The organism is Xanthobacter nonsaccharivorans (genome assembly GCF_043194755.2).
Taxonomy (GTDB): Bacteria; Pseudomonadota; Alphaproteobacteria; order Rhizobiales; family Xanthobacteraceae; genus Xanthobacter; species Xanthobacter autotrophicus_G.
The window spans coordinates 1,808,254-1,834,959 of sequence record NZ_CM195526.1 but is presented as its reverse complement, the minus strand read 5'-3'; the positions used below and the strand labels follow the sequence as shown (position 1 = coordinate 1,834,959).

The window sequence follows — 26,706 nt, the reverse complement described above, 5'->3', positions numbered from 1 at the left end:
TCACATGTTCAGGTAGAAGCTGTCCGGCGGCAGCTTGCCGGCCAGCGCATCGGGCTGGAACGCGAGCAGCGTCTCGTAGAAAGCGACGAGGCCCGGCTTCAGGCTCGCCGCGCCTTCAGCCACCACGTTGAAGTGGTCGAGGGCATTGGCGAACATGTGGGCCTTCACGTCCATCTTCGCTTCCGCGAGCTGGCCCGCCTCGGCCTTGTTGGCCATCACCCAGTCGCGGGCGCCGGGCAGGCCCGCCCTCATGGCGGCGATGAGCTCCGGGTTCTCGTCCAGAAGGCGCTCATGGATGGCGATGCCGGCCATGGGCAGGCCGAGGCCGTTGTGCTGCTTCTTCCAGTCCTCCTGCAGGCTGATGGACCGGTAGAGGGTGCGCCCCTCCTTCTTCGCCATCATGATGGAGGCGGTGGCCGGCGGCTCGGAGAGGATGGCCGTGGTGGCGCGTCCGGAGGCAAGCATCTGCGCCGCCTCCATGGGGGTGCGCACATAGGTGATGGTCATGTCCTTGTCCGGATCCATGCCATAGCCCTTGGCGATGGAGCGGAAGACGAGGTCGGGCATGTCGTTCTTGAAGAAGCCGACCAGCTCCTTGCCCGCCAGGTCCTTGAACGACTTGATGCTCTCGTCGCCGGAGACCACGAACAGGTGGCCCATGGAAAGGATGGCGAACAGCTTCAGCGGCAAGCCGCGGTTGGCGAGGTTCGCCGGCACGTGGGTGGGGGTGGTGAACAGGCTGGTGCGGCCGGAAACGATGGCGGCGCGCAGCTCGTCCGTGTCCCGCCACAGGCGGAAGGAGGCGCCCGGCGCCGCCGCATCGAGCGCGCCGGACTGGAGCAGCCGCAGCAGCACGATGGTGGAGCCGTTCGGCGCGCCGAGGATCTCCAGCCCCTCGGCCGGCTTCGCCAGCGCAGGGCGGATGATGGCCGGGCAGGCAAGGCCCGAAAGCGCGCCACCGGCGGAAAGGGCGAGGGCGCCGGCAAACTGGCGGCGCGTGAGCAATACGGTCATCACAATCCCCCGGAACAATGGGGCCAACCCCCGGAGGACCGGGGCCCGGCAGATCTCAACGGCTCCATTCCTATATCCATTTGAATATAGATAACAACGCCCGGATCATTGCGAGGGGGCGCAGGCACGCTGCGTCATCTCGGCCCATGGAAGGCCGCGCGAGCGCGCGAGAGGGCGCCGATGGTGGCTTCATCGGGAGCGGTGCGGGAACCCGCAGGCTGCGCTGGATTTTCCTCAAGGCCGGATTACCGCCGGCCCCACCGTCGCTGGTCCGGAGGGCCGGTGGCATTTGCGCCGGCGCCGCCACCATCCCCCCGGCCTCACCGGCGCCTTACCTTCTCACCCCTTGGCCGACCCACCGTGGCAGTGGCAAGATCGCACCGGACGCGGCGGCCGCAGGGCACCCCCGCGCGATGGAGGGGGCAATGAGGATGGGCGGCAAAACCCGGTGCAAGGCAACCCCGCGCGAGATGACCCGGGGCGGCCCCGTGGCCTGGGCTGCGACGCAGCAAGCGGACGCGGCGCCCGCGCGCCGCTCTTGGGGACGGGGATTGGTCGGCGCCCTCCTCGCCCTCCTCACCGCCATGGGCCTGCTGTCGGGACCGACCCAGGCGCAGACCCTCGACCGGCTGTCCCGCGGGGAGCCGTTCCGCATCGGCTACCGCTACTTCGCTCCACCCTACTCCTATGCCTCCGCCAACGGCCAGCCGGCAGGATACATCGTCGACCTGTGCCGCGAGGTCGCGGAAGGGCTGAAGCGTCAGGTGAAGGTGCCGAACCTGTCCGTGGAATATGTCAAGGTTAGCGCCGAAGATCGATTTGATGCCGTCAAGGATGGGCGCATCGACATCCTGTGCGAGCCAACCTCCATGACCATGTCGCGGCGGGCGCTGGTGGACTTCTCCCTGCCCACCTTCATCGACGGCGCGGGCGTGGTCACCCGGGGATCACCCGTGAAGGGACTGGAGGATCTGAAGGGGAAGAAGGTGGGCGTCCTCAAGGGCACCACCACCGAGGAGACGCTGCGCTCCACCCTCGGCCAGATGCGCATCGCCGCGAACATCGTCACCGTCACCGATCATCCCGACGGCCTGCGCCAGCTCTCGGAAGGCCAGCTCGACGCCTATTTCGGCGACCGCGGCATCCTTAACTATCTGATCGGAAACAGTCCCTACGGCCGGGGGCTTTCCCTCTCCGACCAGTATTTCACCTTCGAGACCTACGCCCTCGCCTTGCCCCGCGGCGACCAGGCGTTCCGCCTCATGGTGGACACCACCCTGGCCGACCTCTACCGCACCGACCGCATCCGCGACATCTATGCGAAAAGCTTCGGCAAGTTCCCGCCGGACCAGTTCCTGAACGCACTCTTTATCATCAACGGCGTCCCCAAATAGTCCCCCCGCAAGGCTTTCCCTTCAGGCATAATAGTTGCTAGGCAGGAGAAGAACCGCCCGTCCCGAGCCCGCGGAGCCCCCATGGCTTATGTCCACCGCATCGGCGCGAAGTCCTTTGTCTTCGCGGACTTGAAGGAACTGATGGCGAAGGCGACTCCGCCCCGCTCCGGCGACATGCTCGCCGGCATCGCCGCCGCCTCCGCCGAGGAGAACGTCGCCGCCCGCATGTGCCTCGCCGAGGTGCCGCTCAAGGCGTTCCTCAGCGAAGCCCTTGTTCCCTATGAAGAAGACGAGGTGACGCGGCTCATCCTCGACAGCCACGACGAACCCGCCTTCGCCCCCGTCTCCGGCCTGACGGTCGGCGACTTCCGCGACGTCCTGCTTTCGGACAAGACAACGCCGGAGGTCCTCTCCCGCCTCGCCCCGGGCCTCACGCCCGAGATGGCGGCGGCCGTGTCGAAGATCATGCGCAATCAAGACCTTATCCTGGCCGCGCGGAAGTGCCGGGTGGTCACCCGCTTCCGCAACACCATCGGCCTGCCGGGCACCATGGCGGTGCGCCTCCAGCCCAACCATCCCACCGACGATGCCGCCGGCGTCTCCGCCGCCATCCTCGACGGGCTGCTCTACGGCTGCGGCGACGCGGTAATCGGCATCAACCCGGCCTCCGACAGCGTCCCGGTGATCGACCGTCTGCTCAAGCTGATGGACGAGATCATCTCCCGCTTCGAGATCCCGACCCAGAGCTGCGTCCTCACCCACGTCACCACCTCCATCGCCTTGATGGAGCGCGGCGCGCCGGTGGACCTGGTGTTCCAGTCCATCGCCGGAACCGAGGGGGCGAACCGCTCTTTCGGCGTCGACCTGAAGGTGCTCGCCGAGGGTGCCGACGCCGCCCGCGCCCTCAAGCGCGGCACGGTGGGGCAGAACGCCATGTATTTCGAGACCGGACAGGGCTCGGCGCTCTCCGCCGGCGCGCACCACGGGGTGGACCAGCAGACGCTGGAAGCGCGCGCCTATGCGGTCGCCCGCGCCTTCGATCCCCTGCTGGTGAACACCGTGGTGGGCTTCATCGGACCGGAATATCTCTATGACGGCAAGCAGATCATCCGCGCCGGACTGGAGGACCACTTCTGCGGCAAGCTGCTCGGCGTGCCGCTGGGGGTCGACGTTTGCTACACCAACCATGCCGAGGCCGACCAGGATGACATGGACACCCTGCTCACGCTGCTCGGCGCGGCGGGCGTGACCTATGTGATGGGCATTCCCGGCGCCGACGACGTGATGCTGAACTACCAGTCCACGTCCTTCCACGATTCCCTCTACATCCGCGAGGTACTGGGCCTGAAGCGCGCGCCCGAGTTCGAGGCATGGCTGGAGAAGATGGACATCACCGGCCCGGACGGCCGCCTGCTGCCCTCTGACGCGCGACACCCCCTGCTGGGATTCGTGGCGGAGCAGGCGGCATGATCGAGCGCGACCCCTGGCTCGGCTTCGCCCGCCACACGCCGGCGCGCATCGCTCTCGGCCGCACCGGGGCCAGCCTGCCCACCGCGGAGGTGCTGCGCTTCGCCCTCGCCCACGCCCAGGCGCGGGACGCCGTGCACACGCCCTTCGAGGCTGCGCGCGTGGACGAGGAGGTGCAGCAGCTTGGCTTCTCGACACTGCAGGTCGCCAGCGCGGCGCCCGCCCGCGACGTCTACCTGCGCCGGCCCGACCTCGGCCGGCGCCTGTCGGACGACAGCCGCGCCCGCGTCGCGGCTGCGGCAGGCGCGGCCGTGGACCTCGTCCTCGTGGTGGCGGACGGCCTCTCCTCCGCGGCCATCCATGCCCAGACCAAACCCTTCCTCGCCGCCTTCAAGCCGTGGATCGCGCGCGAGGGCTGGAGCCTTGGGCCCGTGGTCATCGCCTCGCAGGCGCGGGTGGCGCTGGGGGACGAGGTGGGCGAATTGCTCAAGGCCCGCGCCCTCGTGGTGCTGGTGGGCGAGCGGCCGGGCCTCTCCTCGCCGGACAGCCTCGGCCTCTATCTCACCTACGACCCAAAGGTCGGCCGCAGCGATGCGGAGCGCAACTGCATCTCCAACGTGCGGCCGGATGGACTTGCCTACGATCTGGCCGCCTTCAAGCTCGCCTGGCACATTCGGCAGGCACTCCGCCGCCTGGAAACGGGCGTGGAGTTGAAGGACGAAAGCGACCTGCTGCTGGTCAACGGGCGCGTGCCCCTCGGCCTCGGCTCCGCTTAGGTAAATTCCTCAAGGCAACTTGCGTGAGTGGCAACAAAGTTGCCTTCAGGTCAGGGGGCCACGGGCGTCATGCCCGTAACGCGAGGAGGCTGGATCCCATGGCGGAGAGCAAGAAGGCGGGTGTGACCTACACCACGGTGGACGTCGCCTATTTCGAGCAGCGCGCCCTGAAGCGGCACGCGCGGGTGTGGTCGCTATGGGCGCTCGGCGTCGGCGCCGTCATCTCGGGACACTTCTCGGGCTGGAACCTGGGCATTGCCTCCGGCGGCTGGGGCGGCATGTTCATCGCCGCCGTCATCATCGCCATCATGTATCTCGGCCTGACCTTCTCCATCGCCGAGATGTCGCCGGCCCTGCCCCACACGGGCGCAGCCTATTCCTTCGCCCGCACCACCATGGGGCCCTGGGGCGGCTTCGTCACCGGCCTGTGCGAGAACGTGGAATACGTCATCACCCCGGCGGTGGTGGTGTCCTTCATCGGCTCCTACATGGGCTCCATCTTCGGCACGCCGACGGAGTTCCAGCCGGTCTACTGGATCTTCGGCTACATCCTGTTCGTGGGCCTCAACATCGCCGGCGTGGAGCTCTCCTTCAAGGTAACGCTGGTGGTGACGCTGGCGGCGCTCGCCTGCCTCGTCGCGTTCTGGGTGAGCGCGCTGCCGGTGGCGCATTTCTCGCGCTGGGCCCTCAACATCGGCGTCGGGCCGGATGGCGCGGCGGTGGAGCTGCCCAACGGCGGCGGCCCCTTCCTGCCCTTCGGCATCGGCGGCGCGCTCGCCGCCCTGCCCTTCGCCGTGTGGCTCTTCCTCGCCATCGAGCAGCTGCCGCTGGCAGCGGAGGAATCGGTGGACCCGAAGACCGACATGCCCAAGGGCATCATGGCCGGCATGGCGACGCTCATCGTCTCCGCCTTCATGATCCTCTGGCTGAATGCGTCGGTGGCCAACGGCTCCTTCGGGCTGTCCACCTCGCTCGAGCCGCTGCTGGACGGCTTCAAGGCCATCTATGGCGACGGGCTGGCGAAGCTGCTCGCGGCGGTGGCCGTCATCGGCCTCATCGCCTCCTTCCACACCATCATCTATGCGCAGGGGCGGCAGATCTACTCGCTCTCGCGCGCCGGCTACTTCCCGCGCGGCCTTTCCGTCACCCACGGCGGGCGCAAGACGCCGCACGTGGCGATGATCGCCGGCGCGGTGGTGGGCCTCGCGATCATGCTGGCCATCTGGTTCGCGCTCGGCGCGGAGGCGGGCGCGGCGGCCATCGGCGGCACGCTGCTGAACATGGCGGTGTTCGGCGCCATGCTCTCCTACGTCATGCAGGCGATCTCCTTCATCCTGCTGCGCAGGAACATGCCGCATATCCAGCGGCCCTATAAGAGCCCGTTCGGCATTCCCGGCGCGGTGCTGACGATCGTGATCGCCTTCATCACCATCTACTTCCAGCTCTCCGATCCCATCTACCGCAGCGGTGTGATCGGGGTCGCCATCTGGTTCGCCGCCGGCATTGCCTATTTCGCGCTGTTCGGCCGCCACAAGCTGGTGCTGTCGCCCGAGGAGGAGTTTGCGCTCTCCAAGGGCACGGCGGAATACAAGAGCTACTGAACGCATTGCGGCCCGTCCCTCCCGGGACGGGCCGCAGGCCTTCTGATCGAGATCGCGCCGCTCAGATCACCGAGGTGACGCGGAAGGTGTGCAGTTCGTCCTCCTCGTGGACGGAAACGTATTCGCCCACCTGGAAGCGCTCGTCGCCGAAGCGGTAGCCGGCCTCGTCGTCGTCCGTGCCGGAAATGTCATAGCGAAAAGCCCAGCTTCCACCGGGGCGGCGCACCAGATGGCCCACCTCGTCCGCCTCGTCGGGGCGGAACTTGACCACCCGGCAGGCCTCCCGATGCTTTGCCCACGCGGCCGGATCGATGCGGCCGTCCGCATTGAGCGGGGCCACAAAGCTGTAGCCGTGATTGCGCGCGCCCTCCGGGTGCCCTTTCTCGCGGGCGAGCTCCATGCGGATCTGGTGAAAGCCGTGCGGCAACTGGGACATGCGTCTCTCTCCCCGAGCTTGCGGGCTGAACGTCGTGTGCTCTCCCGGAGCGGGAAAGTCACGATTTGTTGACCTAATGGCCGCTCCGATCTGCTGGAAGCAATTTCTGCTTTCAGCTGATGGGTGACCGCCCTCCACCATTTTGAACAGCGGCAGATTCATTGCTGACCATTGAATTGCCCCGGGCGAGGCAATGGATCAGCGGATCCGGCTCCAAAGCGATTCCCGACGATGGCTCCACTCGTTTAGCGCCGGAGCCGCCGTCCGGCCAGCGTGGCAGTCGCGACCCAGCGCTATGCGAGGCCCCGGATGCGTGCGAATATCCACCCGCCCTGCGTGACGCATACGGGAAAGCAAATTGATTTTGGCGCGTCACGTTTGCCAGGCATTTGACTTCGCGCAAGGCCCGAAGCCGGCAAAACCATAAATGCTGATCACTGGTTAAGGAGCCCGTTCCCATTCGAGGGCTTTGGGGGCCAACGACCGACGGGAGAGAAAATCATGAACGATTCCGCCATCTTCCAAGGCCTCGCTCGCGCCTTCAGCACGGGCACTCCGCCCATGACATGGCCGTTCGCCATTTGGAAGAACTGCTTCTTCGATTGCCCCATGGCGGTCGCATCCCACATGCAGCAGTTCGTCGGCCGCCAGATGCAGGAGCAGGTGCAACTGCTGGGCGACCTCTCGCGGGAGCAGAACCCGGCCGCCGCCGTCCAGCGCGAAGCGGCCTTCCTGCAGCAATCCGCGCTCGCCTGGAGCAACGAGATGCTTGAGGTGGCCGAGCTGGTGCAGAGCCGGGTGCTGAACGCCACCCAGATCGAGCCCACCGCGGAGCCACAGCCGCCCTTCGCGCGCGCAGCCTGAACGGGCATCAAGACCGCACAGGGCGCAGCGAGACGGAAAGGACGGGGCAAGTCTCCGTCCTCCCCGCTACGATTTGATCGTCAGGTCGAAGTGGAAGCGCGAGCCGCTGACCCGTCTTTCAAAGGCGCGTCGGCGCGCTTCGCCTAATTTCTTGGCCGCTTTCATCGGGCCGATATCCGTATCGGCGTGCAGCACGCACCCTCGGCTTTGGCCCCGAGCTTGGCCATGACGCCTGGCTGGGAATGATTCCAGTCGGGTTCGCGCCGCGCTTGATATGTTGCAACCATGCGACTTCTGAAATGGTGCGGGCGGGGGGAATCGAACCCCCACAGGCCGAAGCCCTACGGATTTTCTTACCAGCTACGGCTTTCGCCGCCGTCTCCGCGCTGACAAGGCAGCCTGGAGGCGTTTGTGGTCTGGACTATCCCTTCACCCTAGCGCGAAGGCCTTAGGTGCTGCCCGTCTAGTCTCTACACCTTCCCCCGCCGGGGCTTGGCTCGGGATTGCCAGCGAAGGGTTCCCCGAATTTGGGCAGTTCTACAGCCCAGGTTTCCCTGGGTGCACTCAAACGTTCAAGTCCGTTGCGTCTACCGATTTCGCCACGCCCGCGACGCAACCCGGTTATATCCGCCGCCCGGTGCAGCGCCAAGGCGGGCAGGCGCGCTCGTCCCGTCAAAAGTTGCTGGCCTGCCGGCAGGCGTTTACCTGTCGGCCGGATCCCGCCCTCCAGCGCAAGGCCGCGTCGCGTCGGGGGCTCCACGCGATCGGCTCCTCCGAGGACGGCCGCCGGCACGGGTCCGACGGCCCCACGCCTCATGCCCGGGTGGTGCGCTCCCGCTCCAGCCGCCAGCACAGGATGGCGCCGACCATGAGCCCGCCGATGAGGCTGACGTGCTCGACGAACACGTGGAACTCCATCACCGCCTGCTCGCCCTGCGCGCTCCAGAACGGATGGGCGATGGGGATCGTCAAGGCCGTGAAGGTCGCCAACATGCCGAAGCCGAGCCACGCCGCGCGATTGAGGATCACCAGCACCGAGCCGATGAGCAGCACCGCGATCGCAAGGGGAGCCAGCGCCGTGGCCGGCTCGACGCCGAAATGGGCGAATTCGGCGAGCGTCCCCGGATAATCGACGATCTTGCCGATGGCGGCGCCCCAGAAAATAAAGGTGAGGACCACCCGGGCGAATACGGTGAACACGGGGCTCGCCAGGAGCGCGGCGAGAGGAGATGGAGTCAAGATGTCACCTTTGGGCTGTGTCGCAGGATGTCGCGGCACCGCCCCGCATGACCACCACAGGAAAGCGCCGCAACGGCGCCGTCATCACCTCTCGCACATGAACGCAGGCTGAACCGGTACAGCCGAACAGGTTCAGCCGCGCGCGTCGAGCGTCTCCGCCGTCACCGGCGTGATGGCAACGGATTCGCCGCACCCGCAGGCCGACGTCTGGTTGGGATTGTTGAAGACGAACTGGGAGGCGACCTTGTCGGTCTTGAAGTCCATCTCCGTACCGATGAGGAACAGGACGGCCTTGGAATCCACTACCACCTTCACGCCCTTGTCCTCCACCACCGCATCGAGCGGGCCGACATCCGTCGTGTAGTCCAATTTGTAGGACATGCCGGCGCAGCCGCCGTTCTCCACACCCACACGCACCGCCATCCCCGGCTCCTCGGCGGAGGCGAGAATCTCGCGCAGACGTTCGGCTGCGGCATCGGTGATGCGGATGACCGGGGGAAGGCTCCGGCGCGGGGCACGGCTGGAAGGGGGATCGGAAAGGGTCATGACACATCTCCCAACCCTGCCGGTTCAAGGACGGCGGGCTGTCGATACCATAAATGGGGGATGACACTTTCTCTCACAAGCCTCTAGCATTACCTCCGACCCTGGAATGAGTCTGATATGCGGGCAAGGACCTGCGGCCCGATACCCGAAATGGGGGCTAAGGGTTTATCCGCGCTTTTGTTTTTCAGTCGGAACCTCAACAATGCGCAAATCTTGGGCGCTCCCCTGGTCGCGCAGGCCGACCACGGCATTTCGGTAACGGCAAGGGACACAAGACCACGGCCATGAAACGCCCTCGCCGAGCCGCCCTTTACCGGATCGCCCGCCACGTGGCCGGGGCCGTGGTTGTTACGGGGGCGATGGTGAGCACCGCGGCGGCGGCCCCGGTGGCCGGATCGCTGGGCCTCGGTGCGGCCCCGACCCTGCGCGCAACCGCCCTCGCCCTTGCCTGTGCCACAGCCGTGGGGGCCGTGGTCTACCTCGCCATGCGCCTGTTCGGCCGACGTCCCGATGCTGCCGCCGGCCCCACGGCGAAAACACCGATACGTGCGGTGAGTGCCCTCTTTGCCCTCGGCGCCCTGCTGTTGGTGGTAACCGTCATCGTCTACCAGACCAGCGTGCAGGCACTGGTGGCCAACACCCGGCAGCTCCTGTCCTCGCTGGCCGAGGTGCAGGCACGAAGCCTCGCGCAGGACCGGATCCGGCTTGAGGCCGGGGCCCTGGCCATGGGGTCGAGTCGTGTCCTGACGGGAGACTTCGCACAATGGCGCGCCGACGGCTCCGATGCCGCGCAGGACCGGCTGCGCGTGCTGCTCGCCGAATCGGCGCGCACGTTCGGCTTCGACGGAGCGGACCTCTTCGCCACCTCCGGCGGCTTCGTGATCGGTGCCGAGCGCTCCCCGCGACGGCTGGATCTCGACGCGCTCGTCAGGCAGGTCGCGGCCAATGGTCAGCTGACGACTGTGGTTCCACCGCGCGAGGGACCACAGGCCGGCACCACCGGCTTCCTCGTGAACATGCCGCTGCGGGATGCGGCGGGAGAAGCCTGCTGCGTGCTGTACCTGTACTCGGCGCGGCGGCCGGAAGCGCACCCCATGCTGGCCGCCATCTTCCGCAGCACCCATACGGCAGAGGCGTTCATCCTGCGGCCCGACGACCGCGGCGGAGTGGTCATCGGCGGCGGGCTTGGAAAGCTGGAGGCCGAGCCGTCGCTTGGCGCTCCCACCGACCCCTACCTCTTCGCCGCCGCGACGGACCGTGGGGGCGCCTCGGGGCTCGGCCACGACCACGACGGCCGCGAGGTGCTGGCCGTCCGCTCGGACATTCCCGGCAGCAACTCGGCGCTGGTGGTGAAGATCGACAGGGACGAGATCGTCAGCGGGGCTCGCACATCCGCCTTCTTGTCGGCGGCGCTGGCGCTGATGCTCCTTCTTCTGGCCCTCGCGGTTGGCCGGGGCCTCTGGCAGAAGAACCGCCTGCGGGAAGCGGCCCGGGAGATCAAGGCGACACGCGCGGTGAACGCCGCCGAGGCCCGCTTCCGCGCAGCGTTCGAGCAGGCTGCGGCGGGCATGGCGAACCTCGCCCTCGACGGGACCATTTCCCGCGCCAACCGCACGGCCTGCGAGATGCTCCAGCGCAGTGGCGAAGAGCTGATGGGCCGCAGCCTCGCCAGCCTGCGGGATCCGTCCGTGGCCGGGACCGACGAGAACACGCTACGCGGCCTCGCCTCCGGAGCCGTCCCCCTGGTGCAGGCGGAGGAGCGCTACCTGCGCAAGGACGGAACGCCCATCTGGCTGGCCTGCACCTTTTCTCTCGTGCGGGATCCGGAGGGCGTGAGCGACCACCTGCTCCTGGTGGCGCAGGACGTCTCCGCGCGCCACGCCACCGAGGCAGCCCTGCGCGAGAGCGAAGAGCGCTTCGACCTGGCGGTGAAGGGCTCCGACCAAGGGGTGTTCGACGTGAACGTGCGCTCGGGCAGCCTCTATCTCTCGCCCCGCACGCGGGAGATGCTCGGCATCAGCCCGCAGGATCCCACCGATCTGAAGCGCATCTGGCACCGGGTGCTGCACAGCGCGGACCGGCGCAAGGTGGCCAAGGCCTGGTCGAGCCTCGTGCGGCAAGGGGCGCAGAGCTTCGATTGCGAGGTGCGCCTGCGCATGCCGGACGGCAGCTACCACGACTTCCAGTCCCACGGCCTCGCCGCGCGGGACGAATGGGGGGTCGTGACCCGCATCGTCGGCATGGTGGCCGACATCACCGACCGCAAGCAGACCGAGCGCCGGCTGCGCCTGTCCGCCGCCGTGTTCGCAAGCTCGTTCGAGGGGCTGGTGGTGACCGACCTCGACGCCGTGATCTCGGCGGTCAACCCCGCGTTCACCCGCATCACCGGCTACACATCGGAGGACGCGATCGGCAAGAACATGCGGATCATGCATTCCGGCCGGCATGACCGCGAGTTCTACCGGGACCTGTGGAGGGCCCTGCTTGCGAACGGCTCCTGGCAGGGCGAGATCTGGAACCGGCGCCGGAATGGCGAGGTCTTCCTCCAGCAGCTCACCATCAACACGGTCTACGATTCCGCAGGCGTGCCGCAGAACTACGTGGGTGCATTCCAGGATATCACGCAGATCAAGCATTCCGAGTTCGAGCTGGACCGCATCGCCCATTACGATCCGCTCACCGACCTGCCGAACCGCACCCTGCTCGCCTCCCTCATCGACCACGCGCTGAGCCGGCCGGACACGTCCTGCGCAGTGATCTTCCTTGATCTCGACCGCTTCAAGACTGTCAACGACAGCCTCGGTCACCTGATCGGCGACCAGGTGCTGCAGGTGGCCGCCGCGCGCGTGAAGGCGGCGCTGGACGGCAGGGCCACGGTGGGACGCTACGGGGCGGACGAGTTCGTGGTCATCGTCGAGGAGCTGGACGGGCCGGACGATGCGGCCGCCATCGCCACGCGGCTCATCCACGAGCTCGCCTCGCCTTTCGTCCTCGCCAACGGCCGGGACGTGTATCTGGGGGCAAGCGCCGGCATCAGCCTCTATCCCGACGACGCGGACAGCGCCCAGCGGCTGCTCCAGCACGCCGACTCCGCCCTTGCCGAGGCCAAGTCCCACGGCCGCGGCAGCTATGCCTTCTACACCCAGGCCCTCACCCGCAGCGCGCGCGTCCGCATGGAGATGGAGGCGGACCTGCGCCGCGGCCTCGCACGCAACGAGTTCCAGCTGAATTTCCAGCCGGTGGTGAACCTCGTGACCGGCCGCATCCACGGCGCCGAGGCGCTCGTGCGCTGGCACAGCCCGGTGCATGGCCTTGTCACCCCCAACCGCTTCATCCCGCTTGCGGAGGAAACGGGCCTGATCGATCCGCTCGGCACCTGGGTGCTGGAGGAAGCCTGCGGGCAGATGGCCGAGTGGCTCTCCAAGGGCGCGAGCCTTGATTTCATTGCCGTCAATCTCTCGCCCCGTCAGTTCCAGCGGGACTCGCTTTGCGAGCATGTGGAGGACGTGCTGAGGCGCACCGGCCTGCCAGCCGAACGGCTCGAGGTGGAGATCACCGAGAACGTGCTGTTCGAGGTCCGCTCCGCGGCCGAGCGCAAGCTGCGCCAGCTGAGGGAACGGGGCGTGCGGATCGCCCTCGACGACTTCGGCACGGGCTATTCCTCCCTCGCCTATCTCAAGCGGTTCCCCATCACCAAGCTGAAGATCGACCGCAGCTTCGTGCGCGACCTGCCCCGCACCGCCGATGGCGAGATCGCCACCGCCATCATCTCCATCGCCCGCGCGCTGGGCCTCGAGGTGGTGGCCGAAGGCATCGAGCATCCGGAGCAGTGCGATTTCCTACGTGATCGCGGGTGCGACTACGGCCAGGGCCACCTGTTCAGCCGGCCGGTCACGAGCGAGCGCTTCGAGCGCCTCGTCCTCCAGGGCTCGCTCCTGCCCACGGGCATGGACACCCACAGCGGAGCGGTGTTGCACTAGCTATGCAGCTGGCGGCGGGAGCCCGCTTCAGTCGGCCTTGGTGTCGAATGGCATGGGCAGGTCTTCCAGCGAGACGATGCCCGAGGTCATCAGATAGACCACGGCGGCGGTGACCACGGCCGCGAGCACGGTGGTCGCCAGCACCTTCTTCAGCAGCAGCGGGCGCACCGGCGCGCCGGGATCCGTCCCCGGCGTGATGTCCGCGCTCTCGGCCTGCGAGCGCACGCCCCAGGGCAGGACCGCGAACAGGCTGGTCCACCAGACGATGAAATAGATGGCGACGATGGCACCGATGGACACGGGGGCGTTCCTCACGTGCTTTCACTGCTTCTTTTCAACACTGGCGCAGGCGAACCGGCCGCCTGCGCGCGGGGCAGGAATACCCTCATGCACCCGTGGCGAGCCGGCGTCCCCGGCAGCCGCCGGGACCTCAGGCCTGCTCCAGCTCCACAAGGGTGCCGTTGAAATCCTTCGGGTGAAGGAACAGCACAGGCTTGCCGTGGGCACCGGTCTTCGGCTCGCCGGTGCCGAGGACCCGCGCGCCCTTGGCCTTGAGCTGGTCCCGGGCGACGATGATGTCGTCCACCTCATAGCAGATGTGGTGGATGCCGCCGTCCGGGTTGCGCTCCAGGAACTTGGCGATGGGGGAATTCTCGCCGAGCGGTTCCAGGAACTCGATCTTGGTGTTGGGCAGGGTGACGAACACCGTGGTCACCCCGTGCTCCTGCTGCGGCACGGCGGCGGACACATCCGCGCCCAGCGTGTCGCGATAGAGCGCGGCCGCTGCGGAAATGTCGCGCACCGCGATGGCCACGTGGTTCAGCCGTCCGATCATGATCCCCTCCATTTCGATCCTGATCCATAGCCCAAGCGGCCGCGGCGCGGAACCGGCCGAAACCGCGGCACACCTCACACCTTCAGCCTAGGACAGGACACGCTTCCAGTCGGCTCACACGTCCAGGACGTGCACGTGGCACACCGGCTTCTTGCCCCAGATGGCATTGACCGCGGAGCGGACCGCCCGCTCCACCGTCTCCGCCAGAGCGTCCGGATCCCTCCGGCGCGCCTTGGGCAGGCCGTCGAGGGTCGCGACCACCGTGTCGAGGACGTGGTCGAGCATGTCGACCCCACCCTCCCCCCGCTCCGGGATGCCGGTGATTTCCACCGAGGGATCGCCCGCGAGCCCGCCCTGCCGGTCGACCGCGATGGCCACCGAGACGACACCGACATAGGAGAGCTTGCGCCGCTCCGGCAGGGTACGCCCGCCATCCGCCAGCAGCAGCCGGCCGTCCTTGTAGAGGCGCCCGAACGGCAGATCGTCCACCCGTTCGGCCGGGCCCGGCGCGAGGCGGATGACGTGGCCGTCATAGCAATTGACCACTTCCGGAACGCCGAGGTCCCTGGCGAGCCTGGCATGCTCGTGGAGATGCAGCGCCTCGCCATGCACCGGCACGGCCACCTGCGGCCGCACCAGCCGATACATCTGCTCCAGCTCTCCGCGCCGGGGGTGGCCGGAGACATGAACCAGCGCCGTGCGGTCGGTGAGCACCTCGACGCCCCGCTTGATGAGGGCGTTGATGATATGGTTCACCACCTTCTCGTTGCCGGGAATGGTGCGCGAGGAAAACACCACGAGATCGCCCGGCGAGAGGGCGATTTCGGGATGATCGTCGTCGGCGATCCGGCGGAGCGCGGCCCGAGGCTCGCCCTGGCTGCCGGTAAGGATCGCCACCACCTTGTCGCGCGGCAGGAAGCCATAAGCCTCGGCGGAGCGAAAGGCCGGGATGCCGTCCAGCAGCCCCTGCTCGCGGGCAACACCGATGACCCGCTCCAGCGCCCGGCCCACCACCACCACCTCGCGGCCGTTGGCATGCGCCGCCTCGGCGATGCCGCGGATGCGCGCGACGTTCGAGGAAAAGGTCGTGAAGGCGACGCGCTGCCGCGCCTTGCCGACGATCTCCTTCAGGGACGCGCAGACATCAGCCTCGGAGGGAGAGATGCCGTCGCGGATGGCGTTGGTGGAATCGCAGATGATGGCCCGCACGCCCTCGTCGCCAAGCGCCTTGAGGCGTCCCACGTCCGTCGGCTCTCCCACGAGGGGAGTGGGATCGAGCTTCCAGTCTCCCGTATGCAGCACCAGCCCCGCCGCCGTGCGGATGGCAATGGCGTGGCTGTCCGGGATGGAATGGGCCACGGGGATGAATTCCACCGTGAACGGACCGATCTCCAGCGGCTGGCGCGAGCGCACCACCGTCACCGGCAAGGACGAAGGGGCCCCCGGCTCGCCGGCCCGCTTGGCCTCCAGGAGGCCCGCGGTGAAGCCGGTCGTGTAGATCGGGCACTTGAGGCGCGGCCACAGGTCGAGCACCGCCCCCACATGGTCCTCATGGCCATGGGTCAGCACCAGCCCGGCGATATTCTTCTTCTCCGCCTCCAGGAAGCGGATGTCGGGGAGCACGAGGTCGACGCCGGGGGCCTCGTCGCCAGCGAAACTCATGCCGAGGTCGACCACCAGCCAGGTGCGGGCCTTCTTCGGCCCGAAGCCATAAAGGCCCAGGTTCATGCCGATCTCACCCACCCCGCCGAGGGGTGCGAAGACCAGTTCTTCGGTTATTGCCATCAAGGGATCACTTCCAGGAACGGGGCCGACCCGCGCTCACGATGGCAGCGGGCCGGCAGGAGGAATATGGGAGATGTCTTGTGACCGGCGATCCACGCGCAGGCCACAAGGCGAAAAGGCGCAGTCCCGCGCATGATGCGACCTCGCAGGCGCATTGCAAGCCCGCCGCCGGTAATTCCGGCGCGCCCGGCCCGTTTAACAGCGTGCCGGCGCTTCACTCCGGGAGATGCAGCGACACGTCGCCGGCAGTGATGATCTCCGCCACCCCGTCGCGCCGCCGGAGCATCATGGCGCCGCGCGCATCGATGTTCTCGAACCGGCCCACCACCTCGCGGGTGCCGATCTTCACGCTCACCTGGTCGCCCATCCCGAGGGCATGGCGCATCCAGTCGGAGCGGATGCCCTGGAACCCCGCGCCGGCATTCCACTGATTGAGGCGGACCGCCATGGCGAGATCGAGCGCCTCCAGAAGCCGGTCCGGCGCAGTGGGGGCGCCGTTGGCTTCCAGGCTGGTGGCCTTGTAGGGCAGGTCTTCGGGATGGTGCAGGCAATTGACGCCGAACCCGATCACGACGGCGGGCTTGCCGGCGGCATCCGAGCCGCCCTCCACCAGGATGCCCGCCACCTTGCCGCCATCCAGCAGCAGATCGTTGGGCCACTTCAGCTTCAGCGTCTCGCTGGCGAGCTGTGGGGCGGCGGACAGCACCGCGTCACGCAGGGCGAGGCCCGCCACGAAACACAGCTGGGGCAAATTCGCCGCCGGGCCCGGATTGGGCAGAACCAGCGTCGCGAACAGATTGCCGAGCTCAGACGTCCAGAGCCGGCCCCTCCGCCCGCGACCCGCCGTCTGAATGTCGGCGACGAGCCACACCGGCACCGTCTCTCCCCGCTGCAGGCGCGCGAGCCCCTCGGCGTTGGTGGAGCCGATCTGGGTGAAACGGACGATGGGAACCGTGGAACCCTGGAATTCGTAATGAGCCATCGATCAGAAGAGCGAACGGGCAGCGGCACCCGCCGCCTCAATAAGAGGAGCGGGATAGACGAAATAGAAGATCGTGAAAAGCCCGCTCACCGCCAGGACCGCCTTCAGCTCGGTCGGCATGGGATCGAACGCCTCTGCCGGCTCGTCGAAATACATGATCTTGACGACGCGCAGGTAGTAGAACGCACCCACAACCGAAGCGAGCACGCCCACCACGGAAAGACTGTAGAGACCCGCCTGGATGGCCGCGACGAAGACGTAGTATTTGGCGAGGAAGCCCGCGAGCGGCGGAATGCCTGCCAGCGAGAACATGAGCGCGGCGAGCATCAGCGCCATCAGCGGGTTGCGGCGGGAGAGACCGGCGAGGTCCTCGATGGTCTCCACCGCCTGCCCCTTGCGGCGCATGGTGAGGACGCAGGCGAACGAGCCGATCGTCATCATCACGTAGATGGCCATGTAGACCAGAACGCCGCGCACACCCTCCGTCGTGCCGGCGGCGAGGCCGACCAGCGCGAAACCCATATGGCCGATGGAGGAATAGGCGAGCAGCCGCTTGATGTTGCGCTGGCCGATGGCGGCGAAGGCGCCGAGCACCATGGAGGCGAGCGAAACGAAGGCGACGATCTGCTGCCACTGGTGCGCGACATGCGGGAACGCCTCGATGACCACGCGCACGAAGATGGCCATGGCGGCCACCTTCGGTGCCGTGGCGAAGAAGGCGGTCACCGGGGTCGGCGCCCCCTCGTACACGTCCGGCGTCCACATGTGGAACGGCACCGCGGACACCTTGAAGCAAAGACCCGCCAGCAGGAACACGATGCCGAAGATGAGGCCGATGGACGGCTCCTTCGCCACCGCCGCGATCTGCAGGAAATTCACCGAGCCGGTGAAGCCATAGATCAGCGAGGCGCCATAGAGCAGCATGCCGGAGGAGAGCGCGCCGAGGACGAAGTACTTGAGGCCCGCCTCGGTGGAGCGCACCGAATCCCGGTTGATGGCGGCGACCACGTAGAGCGACAGGCTCATGAGCTCGAGGCCGAGATAGAGCGCGATCAGGTCGCCCGCGGACACCAGCATGAACATGCCAAGCGTCGCGAGGATGACCAGCACGGCATATTCGAACTTCGCCTGCTTCTCCCGCGCCTGCCACTCCACCGACATGATGAGCGACACGGCGGCGCCGATGGACGACAGCAGCTTCATGTAGCGGCCGAAGGCGTCAATCACGAGGGAGCCGTTGAACGCGGTCACCTCACCCGACGGCTGCAGCAGCACCAGCACGCCGGCGGCAGCCAGCACCGCGATGGCGAGACCGGTGACGAAATTGGCCGACCCCTCGCCGCGGAACGCGCCGATGAGGATCAGCACGATCGCCGAAACGGCGAGCAGCAGTTCGGGCAGGACCGCGCCGACGGGAGGCAGGAGCTGCGACATGAGGCGACCTCGAAATCAGAAGCTCAGCAGCAGGGCGGTCTTCACCGCGCCGGCCACCTGGTCGGTGCGCGCGACGACCGCGTTCACCGCATGGGAAGTCATGTTGAGGATCGGCGCGGGCCACACGCCGAAGAGCACGGTGATGATCACCAGCGGCACCATGATGCCAATCTCCCGCGGGGAGAGATCCATCATGGACTTCAGCTTCTCCTTCTCCAGCGGCCCGAAGATGACGCGGAGATAGAGGTAGAGAGCATAGCCCGCCGAGAGGATCACGCCGGTCGCCGCGAAGAAGGCGATCCAGGTGTTGCGCTCGAAGGCGGCGAGCATGGTGAGGAACTCGCCGATGAAGCCGGAGGTGCCCGGCAGGCCCACGTTCGCCATGGTGAACACCATGAACACGGTGGCGTAGAGCGGCATGCGGTGGACAAGGCCGCCATAGGCCGCGATCTCGCGGGTGTGCAGGCGATCGTAGATGACGCCCACGCACAGGAACAACGCGCCGGAGACGAAGCCGTGGGAGATCATGAGGAACATGGCCCCCTGAAGGCCCTGCTCGTTCATGGCGAAAATGCCCATGGTCACGAAGCCCATGTGGGCGATGGACGAATAGGCGATGAGCTTCTTGATGTCCTCCTGCACCAGCGCCACCAGCGAGGTGTAGATGATGGCGACGACGGAGAGGGTGAACACCAGCGGCGCGAAATAGTGGCTCGCCTCCGGGAACATGGGCAGCGAGAAGCGCAGGAAGCCGTAGCCACCCATCTTCAGCAGCACGCCCGCCAGGATCACCGAGCCGGCGGTGGGCGCCTCCACGTGGGCGTCCGGCAGCCAGGTGTGCACCGGCCACATGGGCATCTTCACAGCGAAGGAAGCGAAGAAGGCCAGCCATAGCCAGACCTGCATGCCGGACGGGAAGCCGAAGGTCAGCAGGGCCGGGATGTCGGTGGTGCCGGCCTTCCAGTACATGGCCATGATGGCGAGCATCATGAGCACCGAGCCGGCCAGGGTGTAGAGAAAGAACTTGAAGGCCGCGTAGATGCGCCGAGGCCCACCCCACACGCCGATGATGAGGAACATCGGGATGAGGCCGCCCTCGAAGAAGAAATAGAAGAGGACGAGGTCAAGCGCCGTGAAGGTGCCGAGCATCATGGTCTCGAGCACCAGGAACGCGATCATGTATTCCTTCACGCGCTTATGCACGCTCTCCCAGGAGGCGAGGATGCAGAAGGGCATGAGGAAGGTGGTGAGGATGACGAAGGGCAGCGAGATGCCATCCACGCCCATGTGGTAGGAGGCGATCTCGCCCAGCCAGGCCTTCTTCTCCACGAACTGGAAGCCCGGTGCGGCCGCGTCGAAGCCCGGCAGCAGAAGCAGCGACACCACGAAGGTAACGAGCGTGGTCCACAGCGCCACCCATCGGGCATTGCGGGCGGACACCTCATCATCGCCCCGCACCACAAGGATGAAGAGCGCGCCGACGAGCGGCAGGAAGGTTACGACGGAGAGGATGGGCCAGTCGGTCATCGTCACACTCCGGCGAACATGAACCAGGTGATGAGGGCCGCGACGCCAATGAGCATCACGAAGGCGTAATGGTAGAGGTAGCCGGTCTGCAGCCGCACCACCCGGCCGGTCACGTCGAGCACCCGGGCGGAAACCCCGTCAGGCCCGAAGCCGTCGATGATGGTGCCGTCGCCGCGCTTCCACAGCACCCGGCCGATCCACAAGGCAGGCCGAATGAAGATGAAATTGTAGAGCTCGTCGAAGTACCACTTGTTCAGCAGGAACTGGTAGAGCGCATCCTGGGACTTGGCGAGGGCCACCGGCACCGCCGGGTTCACGAGGTAGAACCAGACCGCGATCAGAGAGCCGATCACCATCATGAGGGTCGGCATGTAGGCCGCCCAGCCGGGGATCTCATGCATGGCATGGAGGATGTGGTTCTCCGCCCCCATGAAGATGGACTGACGGAAGAAGTCGTGCACGCCCTCACCCACGAAGACGCCGTAGAACGCCCATCCGGCAAAGATCGCGCCCAGGGAGAGCACTCCAAGCGGGATGGTCATCACCAGCGGGCTCTCGTGGGCATGCTCGTAATGGTGCGCGTCGTGGGGATGGCCCCAGAAGGTGAGAAAGATGAGCCGCCAGGAATAGAAGGCCGTAAGCGCCGCGGCGATCACGGTCATCCAGTAACCGTAGACATGGAAATAGTTGTGGCTCGCATAGGCCGACTCGATGATGGCGTCCTTCGAGAAATAGCCTGCAAGCCCTGGGAAGCCCGTGATGGCAAGGGTGCCGATCACCATCACCCAGTAGGTGTAGGGGATCTTCTTCCGCAGGCCGCCCATGTGCCGCATGTCCTGCTCGTGGTGCATGGCGTGGATGACCGAGCCGGCACCGAGGAACAGCAGCGCCTTGAAGAAGGCATGCGTGAGCAGATGGAACATGCCGATGGAATACGCCCCCGCCCCCATGGCCACGAACATGTAGCCAAGCTGGGAGCAGGTGGAATAGGCGATCACCTTCTTGATGTCGTTCTGCACCAGGCCAACCGTGGCGGCGAAGAAGGCGGTGGTCGCCCCCACCAGCATCACCACGTTGAGGGCCGTCTGCGACAATTCGAAGATGGGCGACATGCGCGCCACCATGAACACGCCGGCCGTCACCATGGTGGCGGCGTGGATGAGGGCGGACACCGGGGTCGGGCCCTCCATCGCATCCGGCAGCCAGGTGTGCAGCAGGAACTGGGCCGACTTGCCGCAAGCGCCCACGAACAGCAGCAGCGCGATCACCGTCGGCGCATCCCAGTGATGGCCGAGGAAGGGAATGGTCTTGCCGGCGAGGCCCGGGGCGGCGGCGAACACCTGCTCGAAGGTGACCGAGTTCGTCATCACGAAGATGGCGAAGATACCCAGCATGAAGCCGAAGTCGCCCACCCGGTTCACCACGAAGGCCTTCATGGCCGCCGCGTTCGCCGAGGGCTTCTCGTACCAGAAGCCGATGAGCAGATAGGACGCGAGGCCCACGCCTTCCCAGCCGAAGAACAGCTGGAGCAGGTTGTCCGCCGTCACCAGCATCAGCATGGCGAAGGTGAAGAGCGAGAGATAGGCGAAGAAGCGGGGCCGGCTCGGGTCCTCGTGCATGTAGCCGATGGAGTAGAGGTGCACCAGCGACGACACGGTCGTGACCACGATCAGCATGATCACGGTCATGGTGTCGATCCGGAACGCCCAATCGACCTTGAGGTCACCCACGTAGATCCACTTCATGACCTGGACGCGCGTGTCATGGTCGCCGAAGCCGACGGCGAAGAACGCGATCCAGGCGAGGATGCAGGCGATGAAGAGCAGGGAGGTGGTCACCACCTCGCTCGCCCGCGCGCCGATCTTGTGGCCGAACAGGCCGGCGATGAGGAAGCCGACGAGGGGGAGGAAGACGATCGCCTGATACATGGCCTCAGCCCTTCATGGCGTTGATGTCCTCGACGGCGATCGAACCGCGGTTGCGGTAGAACACCACGAGGATGGCGAGGCCGATGGCTGCTTCGGCCGCCGCGACGGTGAGGACGAGCAGCGCGAAGATCTGCCCTGTCAGGTTCCCCAGGAAGGCGGAGAAGGAGACGAGGTTGATGTTCACGGCGAGCAGGATCAGCTCCACCGACATGAGGATGACGATCACGTTCTTCCGGTTGAGGAAGATGCCGAGCGTTCCGAGCGTGAACAGGATCGCGGCAACCGTGAGATAGTGGGAGAGACCGATGTCCATGCCCATCCCCCTCAAAGGCCCTGGCCAGGGCGCACCTTGACCACGTCCATAGCGGTCTTGGCGGTGCGGGCAACCTGGGCCGAGATGTTCTGGCGCTTCACGTTCGCCTTGTGGCGAAGCGTCAGCACGATGGCGCCGAGCATGGCGACCAGCAGCACGAAGCCCGCCGCCTCGAAGAAGTAGACGTAATCCGTGTAGAGTACCCGGCCGATGGCCGCCACGTTGCTCACGTCGCCCGCGGACGGCGGCGCGGACTTCACGGCGGAGGCGACGCCAGGCCCCGTGGCCCACGCTCCGACCACCATCACCAGCTCGGCCAGGAAGATGAGCCCCACCACCACGCCCACCGGCAGGTATTGCAGGAAGCCCTGCCGCAGCTCGACGAAGTCCACGTCGAGCATCATCACGACGAAGAGGAAGAGCACCGCCACCGCGCCCACGTAGACCACCACCAGGATCAGCGCGAGAAACTCCGCGCCGATCAGGATGAAGAGGCCCGCCGCGTTCACGAAGGCGAGGATGAGGAAGAGCACCGACTGTACCGGATTGCGCGACGAGATCACCATGAAGGCGGACGCCACCAGCACGAAGGCGAAGAGATAGAAAAACGCTGCCGCGACGCTCATGCGCGAAGCCCCCCTCCCCGCGGCGCGCCCGCGCCGGTCATGTCCGGCCCCGTATGGCGGCCGGCCTGTCGATTGCCTTGACGCATCCCAAAAGTCCACTGTCGTGACGCCGCGCAGAACGCGCGCCGCAGCCTCATTCCTTCGTGCCGGCCTGCGCCGGCACTCGATCCGCGCTCAGCGGTACGGCGCATCGAGCGCGATGGACCGCGCGATCTCGCGCTCCCACCGGTCGCCGTTCGCGAGCAGCTTTTCCTTGTCGTAATAAAGTTCTTCACGCGTCTCGGTGGCGAACTCGAAGTTCGGGCCCTCGACGATGGCGTCCACCGGGCATGCTTCCTGGCAGAAGCCGCAATAGATGCACTTCACCATGTCGATGTCATAACGGGTGGTGCGGCGCGTGCCGTCATTGCGGCGCGGCCCAGCCTCGATGGTGATGGCCTGCGCCGGGCAGATGGCCTCGCACAGCTTGCAGGCGATGCAGCGCTCTTCCCCGTTGGGATAGCGGCGCAGCGCATGCTCGCCGCGGAAGCGCGGGGAGAGCGGCCCCTTCTCGAACGGGTAGTTCAGCGTCGCCTTGGGCTTGAAGAAATAGCGCATGGCAAGGAAGAAGCCCGAGACGAGCTCCGTGAGGAAAAGGGCGCGCGCGGCCTGATCGAGCTTCATTTGCGCTCTCCCGGAAGGCGGTGCGGATTAAGGCTGAGACGGCTCATCGCGGCGCCGTCCCGGTGAAGTGCAGGAACATGGCGACCACCACCACGGCCACAAGCGAGATGGGCAGGAACACCTTCCAGCCAAGCCGCATGAGTTGGTCGTAGCGATAGCGGGGCACCATGGCCTTCGCCATCGCGAACAGGAAGAACATGAAGCACAGCTTGATGACGAACCACACCAGCCCCGGCACCCAGGTGAAGGGCGGGAACGGCAGCGGCGACAGCCAGCCGCCGAGGAACAGGATCGTCGCCATGGCGCACATGGTCATGATGGCCACATACTCGCCGAGCATGAACAGCAGGTAGGGGGTGGAGCCGTATTCGGTCATGAAGCCCGCCACCAGCTCCGACTCCGCTTCCACGAGGTCGAAGGGCGGGCGGTTCGTCTCGGCCAGCGCCGAGATGAAGAAGATGACGAACATGGGCAGGAGCGGCAGGAAGTACCAGTTCAGGAAGCCCAGCCGGCCGTTCTGCGCCTCGACGATCTGCGAGAGGTTCAGTGAGCCCGCGCACATCAGCACCGTGATGATCACGAAGCCGATGGACACCTCGTAGGACACCATCTGCGCCGCCGAGCGCAGGGAGGCGAGGAAGGGATACTTCGAGTTCGACGCCCAGCCGCCCATGATGATGCCGTACACGCCGAGCGACGAGATGGCGAAGATGTAGAGCACGCCCACGTTCAGGTCGGCGATGACCCAGCCATTGGCGACCGGCACCACCGCCCAGGCGGCGAGCGCGAGCACACAGGTCACCAGCGGCGCCAGAAGGAAGATCGCCTTGTTGGAGCCCGCCGGAATAGTCGGCTCCTTCAGCACGAACTTCAACAGGTCCGCGAAGGACTGCAGCAGGCCGAAGGGGCCCACCACGTTCGGGCCGCGCCGCAGCTGGACCGCCGCCCAGATCTTGCGGTCAGCGAGCAGGATGAAGGCGATGAAGATCAGCAGCGCCACGAGCAGAGCCAAGCTCTGCCCGAGGATGATCAGCACATGGATAAGGGTATCCTGCCAGCTCATGTCCCAAACCCCATACCAAGGCCCGTGCCGTTCCCAGCTTCGCCATTCGCACCGATGCCCATGCCGTCACTCCGCCGCCTGAGCCGCCGCGGCGAGCCGCAGCGCGGAGCATTCGGCCATCACCGCGGAGGCGCGGGCGATGGGATTGGTGAGGAAGAAATCCTCGATCACCGGCGCGAACGCCGTCTTGTCCACGTCCCCGCCCTTCTGGGCAAGCGCCGCGACGGCGCCGGCATCGGCCGCGGCCACCTCGTCCACATGACCAAGGTGCGGGTGGGCCGCCACCAGCTGCGCGCGCAAGGCGAACAGGCTGTCGAAGGGCAGCGTCTGCCCCAGCACTTCCGAGAGGGCGCGCAGGATCGCCCAATCCTCCCGGGCCTCGCCAGGCGGGAAGGCGGCGCGGTTCGCGAACTGCACCCGGCCCTCCGTGTTCACATAGAGGCCGGACTTCTCCGGATAAGCGGCCCCGGGCAGGATCACGTCCGCCCGATGGGCGCCCTTGTCCCCATGGGTGCCGAGATAGACCACGAAGGCGCCGGGCGCCACGTCCACCTCGTCCGCACCCAGCAGGAAGGCCACCTCCAGCCCGCCGGGGGCTGCCATGGCGTTGACGTCCAGCCCACCATCGCCCGGCACCGCGCCCACGTCGAGCGCACCCACGCGGGCAGCGGCGGTGTGCAGCACCGCAAAGCCGTTCCAGCCGTCCTTCACCGCCCCGACCGACACCGCGACGCGGGCCGCGAGCGAGAGAACGGCCGCGCCATCGGGCCGCGCCAGCGCGCCCTGGCCGATGATGACCAGCGGCCGCTCCGCCTTGCGGAGTACCTCGCCGAAACCGGAGGAGCCGGCGAGAGCGGCAAGGCTGTCGGGACCGGCGCCGAGATAGTCGTAAGCGTAGGTGAGATCCACCTTGGGACCGATAAGGCCCACCTTGAGGCCGCCCTGCCGCCAGCGCTTGCGGATACGCGCGTTGATGACGGAGGCCTCGTGGCGCGGATCCGTGCCCACCAGCAGGATGGCGTCCGCCTGCTCGATGCCGGCGATGCCCGGATTGAACACATAGGTGGCGCGGCCCAGGCTCGGGTCGAGCGCGGCCCCGTCCTGCCGGCAATCCACATTGGCGGAGCCGAGCTTGCCCAACAGCGTCTTGAGGGCGAACACCTCCTCGACGCTCGCAAGGTCACCGACGAAGGCGCCGACCTTCGCGGGTGCGGCCGCCTTCACCTTCGCGGCGATGGTGGCGAAGGCCTCGCTCCAGGAAGCGGGCACGAGCCGGCCGTCCTTGCGGACATAGGGGCGGTCGAGGCGCTGGACCTTCAGGCCGTCCCACACATAGCGCGACTTGTCGGAGATCCACTCCTCGTTCACGAGGTCATTGTTGCGCGGCAGGATGCGCATGACCTCGCGGCCGCGAGTGTCGATGCGGATGTTGGAGCCCACCGCATCCATGAGGTCGATGGATTCGGTCTTGATCAGTTCCCACGGCCGGGCATGGAACTGATAGGGCTTGTGGGTGAGGGCGCCCACCGGGCACAGGTCCGCCACGTTGCCCTGCATCTCCGAGCGCATGGCGTGCTCGAGATAGGTGGTGATCTCCATGTCCTCGCCGCGGCCGATGGCGCCGAGGTCCGGCACGCCAGCAACTTCCGTGGAAAAGCGCACGCAGCGGGTGCAGTGGATGCACCGGTTCATGGAGGTGCGCACCAGCGGGCCGATGTACTTGTCTTCGACCGCCCGCTTGTTCTCGGCGAAGCGCGAGGTATCCGCGCCGTAGGCCATGGCCTGGTCCTGCAGGTCGCACTCGCCGCCCTGGTCGCAGATGGGACAGTCCAGCGGATGGTTGACGAGCAGGAACTCCATCACCCCTTCGCGGGCCTTCTTCACCATGGGGCTCTTGGTGAGCACCACCGGCGGCTCGCCGTTGGGGCCGGGGCGCAGGTCCTTCACCGCCATGGCGCAGGAGGCGGTGGGCTTGGGCGGGCCGCCCTTCACCTCGACGAGGCACATGCGGCAGTTGCCGGCGATGGACAGCCGCTCGTGGAAGCAGAAGCGCGGAATCTCGACGCCGGCCGCCTCGCACGCCTGGAGCAGCGTGTATTCGGCCGGGACATCGACTTCTGTGCCGTCGACGACGATCTTCGCCATCACTTCCACCTCGCCTTATGCCGCGCTGCGCACGGCGGGAGACGCGGCGCAGGGCGCCAGGCCTTCCGTGTCAGTCCTCTTCCCACCT

General features: G+C 66.8%; 23 protein-coding genes. 6 read left to right on the top strand and 17 right to left on the bottom strand.

Annotated features, from left to right (window positions below; translation table 11 throughout):
• The gene (locus V5F59_RS08410; RefSeq protein ID WP_393982013.1) at positions 1–1,014 is read right to left on the bottom strand and encodes an ABC transporter substrate-binding protein; all 1,014 of its coding nucleotides are present in this window, start codon (positions 1,012–1,014) and stop codon (positions 1–3) included.
• A gap of 551 nt (positions 1,015–1,565) precedes the next feature.
• Here V5F59_RS08410 and V5F59_RS08405 point away from each other — a divergent pair.
• The 4 genes from V5F59_RS08405 to V5F59_RS08390 all read left to right on the top strand — a co-directional run bounded on the left by V5F59_RS08405 (position 1,566) and on the right by V5F59_RS08390 (position 6,252).
• Positions 1,566–2,408 (top strand): amino acid ABC transporter substrate-binding protein, encoded by an 843-nt coding sequence (locus tag V5F59_RS08405; RefSeq protein ID WP_393982014.1) that lies wholly within the window; start codon positions 1,566–1,568, stop codon positions 2,406–2,408.
• An 81-nt stretch (positions 2,409–2,489) separates the two neighbouring features.
• Positions 2,490–3,878, top strand: coding sequence for an ethanolamine ammonia-lyase subunit EutB (locus V5F59_RS08400; RefSeq protein ID WP_393982015.1), 1,389 nt, complete (start codon positions 2,490–2,492; stop codon positions 3,876–3,878).
• On the top strand, positions 3,875–4,651 hold the full coding sequence (gene eutC, locus V5F59_RS08395) for an ethanolamine ammonia-lyase subunit EutC (protein WP_393982016.1): 777 nt from the start codon (positions 3,875–3,877) through the stop codon (positions 4,649–4,651). Before V5F59_RS08400 ends, eutC begins: the two co-directional genes overlap by 4 nt.
• 98 nt (positions 4,652–4,749) lie before the next feature.
• Positions 4,750–6,252 (top strand): amino acid permease, encoded by a 1,503-nt coding sequence (locus tag V5F59_RS08390; RefSeq protein ID WP_393982017.1) that lies wholly within the window; start codon positions 4,750–4,752, stop codon positions 6,250–6,252.
• Between the two features lie 61 nt (positions 6,253–6,313).
• Here the strand turns inward: V5F59_RS08390 and V5F59_RS08385 are convergent, their stop codons facing one another.
• Positions 6,314–6,688: a hypothetical protein gene (locus V5F59_RS08385; RefSeq protein WP_393982018.1), complete on the bottom strand. Its 375-nt coding sequence runs from the start codon at positions 6,686–6,688 to the stop codon at positions 6,314–6,316.
• A 501-nt stretch (positions 6,689–7,189) separates the two neighbouring features.
• On the opposite strand from V5F59_RS08385, the gene V5F59_RS08380 reads away from it, so the two are divergent.
• A complete protein-coding gene (locus V5F59_RS08380; protein ID WP_393982019.1) occupies positions 7,190–7,552 on the top strand; it encodes a hypothetical protein in 363 nt (120 codons plus the stop codon).
• A gap of 66 nt (positions 7,553–7,618) precedes the next feature.
• On the opposite strand, the gene V5F59_RS08375 is transcribed toward V5F59_RS08380, so the two are convergent.
• The 3 genes from V5F59_RS08375 to V5F59_RS08365 all read right to left on the bottom strand — a co-directional run bounded on the left by V5F59_RS08375 (position 7,619) and on the right by V5F59_RS08365 (position 9,337).
• Entirely contained in the window at positions 7,619–7,747 is a 129-nt protein-coding gene (locus V5F59_RS08375) for a hypothetical protein (protein ID WP_393982020.1), read from the bottom strand.
• A 618-nt stretch (positions 7,748–8,365) separates the two neighbouring features.
• Positions 8,366–8,791 (bottom strand): DoxX family protein, encoded by a 426-nt coding sequence (locus V5F59_RS08370; protein ID WP_393982021.1) that lies wholly within the window; start codon positions 8,789–8,791, stop codon positions 8,366–8,368.
• Positions 8,792–8,923: 132 nt separating this feature from the next.
• Positions 8,924–9,337: a HesB/IscA family protein gene (locus tag V5F59_RS08365; protein ID WP_393982022.1), complete on the bottom strand. Its 414-nt coding sequence runs from the start codon at positions 9,335–9,337 to the stop codon at positions 8,924–8,926.
• Positions 9,338–9,621: 284 nt separating this feature from the next.
• Here V5F59_RS08365 and V5F59_RS08360 point away from each other — a divergent pair, with 284 nt between their 5' ends.
• Positions 9,622–13,317, top strand: a complete 3,696-nt coding sequence (locus V5F59_RS08360; protein WP_393982023.1) for a sensor domain-containing protein — start codon at positions 9,622–9,624, stop codon at positions 13,315–13,317.
• 27 nt (positions 13,318–13,344) lie between these two features.
• On the opposite strand, the gene V5F59_RS08355 is transcribed toward V5F59_RS08360, so the two are convergent.
• The 12 genes from V5F59_RS08355 to nuoG all read right to left on the bottom strand — a co-directional run bounded on the left by V5F59_RS08355 (position 13,345) and on the right by nuoG (position 26,618).
• Positions 13,345–13,617 (bottom strand): DUF1467 family protein, encoded by a 273-nt coding sequence (locus V5F59_RS08355; RefSeq protein WP_393982024.1) that lies wholly within the window; start codon positions 13,615–13,617, stop codon positions 13,345–13,347.
• Positions 13,618–13,747: 130 nt separating this feature from the next.
• Entirely contained in the window at positions 13,748–14,152 is a 405-nt protein-coding gene (gene mce, locus V5F59_RS08350) for a methylmalonyl-CoA epimerase (RefSeq protein WP_393982025.1), read from the bottom strand.
• 114 nt (positions 14,153–14,266) lie between these two features.
• Positions 14,267–15,937, bottom strand: a complete 1,671-nt coding sequence (locus tag V5F59_RS08345) for a ribonuclease J (protein ID WP_393982026.1) — start codon at positions 15,935–15,937, stop codon at positions 14,267–14,269.
• A gap of 214 nt (positions 15,938–16,151) precedes the next feature.
• Positions 16,152–16,919 (bottom strand): biotin--[acetyl-CoA-carboxylase] ligase, encoded by a 768-nt coding sequence (locus V5F59_RS08340; RefSeq protein WP_393982027.1) that lies wholly within the window; start codon positions 16,917–16,919, stop codon positions 16,152–16,154.
• Between the two features lie 3 nt (positions 16,920–16,922).
• Positions 16,923–18,353 (bottom strand): NADH-quinone oxidoreductase subunit NuoN, encoded by a 1,431-nt coding sequence (nuoN, locus tag V5F59_RS08335; protein WP_393982028.1) that lies wholly within the window; start codon positions 18,351–18,353, stop codon positions 16,923–16,925.
• Between the two features lie 15 nt (positions 18,354–18,368).
• The gene (locus V5F59_RS08330; protein WP_393982029.1) at positions 18,369–19,880 is read right to left on the bottom strand and encodes an NADH-quinone oxidoreductase subunit M; all 1,512 of its coding nucleotides are present in this window, start codon (positions 19,878–19,880) and stop codon (positions 18,369–18,371) included.
• A gap of 2 nt (positions 19,881–19,882) precedes the next feature.
• Positions 19,883–21,808, bottom strand: a complete 1,926-nt coding sequence (gene nuoL, locus V5F59_RS08325; protein ID WP_393982030.1) for an NADH-quinone oxidoreductase subunit L — start codon at positions 21,806–21,808, stop codon at positions 19,883–19,885.
• A gap of 4 nt (positions 21,809–21,812) precedes the next feature.
• Positions 21,813–22,121 (bottom strand): NADH-quinone oxidoreductase subunit NuoK, encoded by a 309-nt coding sequence (gene nuoK, locus V5F59_RS08320; RefSeq protein WP_282889075.1) that lies wholly within the window; start codon positions 22,119–22,121, stop codon positions 21,813–21,815.
• An 11-nt stretch (positions 22,122–22,132) separates the two neighbouring features.
• Positions 22,133–22,747 (bottom strand): NADH-quinone oxidoreductase subunit J, encoded by a 615-nt coding sequence (locus tag V5F59_RS08315; protein ID WP_393982031.1) that lies wholly within the window; start codon positions 22,745–22,747, stop codon positions 22,133–22,135.
• 174 nt (positions 22,748–22,921) lie between these two features.
• The gene (gene nuoI, locus V5F59_RS08310; protein ID WP_203192867.1) at positions 22,922–23,410 is read right to left on the bottom strand and encodes an NADH-quinone oxidoreductase subunit NuoI; all 489 of its coding nucleotides are present in this window, start codon (positions 23,408–23,410) and stop codon (positions 22,922–22,924) included.
• 43 nt (positions 23,411–23,453) lie between these two features.
• Positions 23,454–24,473 carry an NADH-quinone oxidoreductase subunit NuoH gene (gene nuoH, locus V5F59_RS08305; RefSeq protein WP_393982032.1) on the bottom strand — a complete coding sequence of 340 codons (1,020 nt, stop codon included), beginning with the start codon at positions 24,471–24,473 and terminating at the stop codon, positions 23,454–23,456.
• A 66-nt stretch (positions 24,474–24,539) separates the two neighbouring features.
• Positions 24,540–26,618 (bottom strand): NADH-quinone oxidoreductase subunit NuoG, encoded by a 2,079-nt coding sequence (gene nuoG, locus V5F59_RS08300; RefSeq protein WP_393982033.1) that lies wholly within the window; start codon positions 26,616–26,618, stop codon positions 24,540–24,542.
• Between the last annotated feature and the right edge of the window lie 88 nt (positions 26,619–26,706).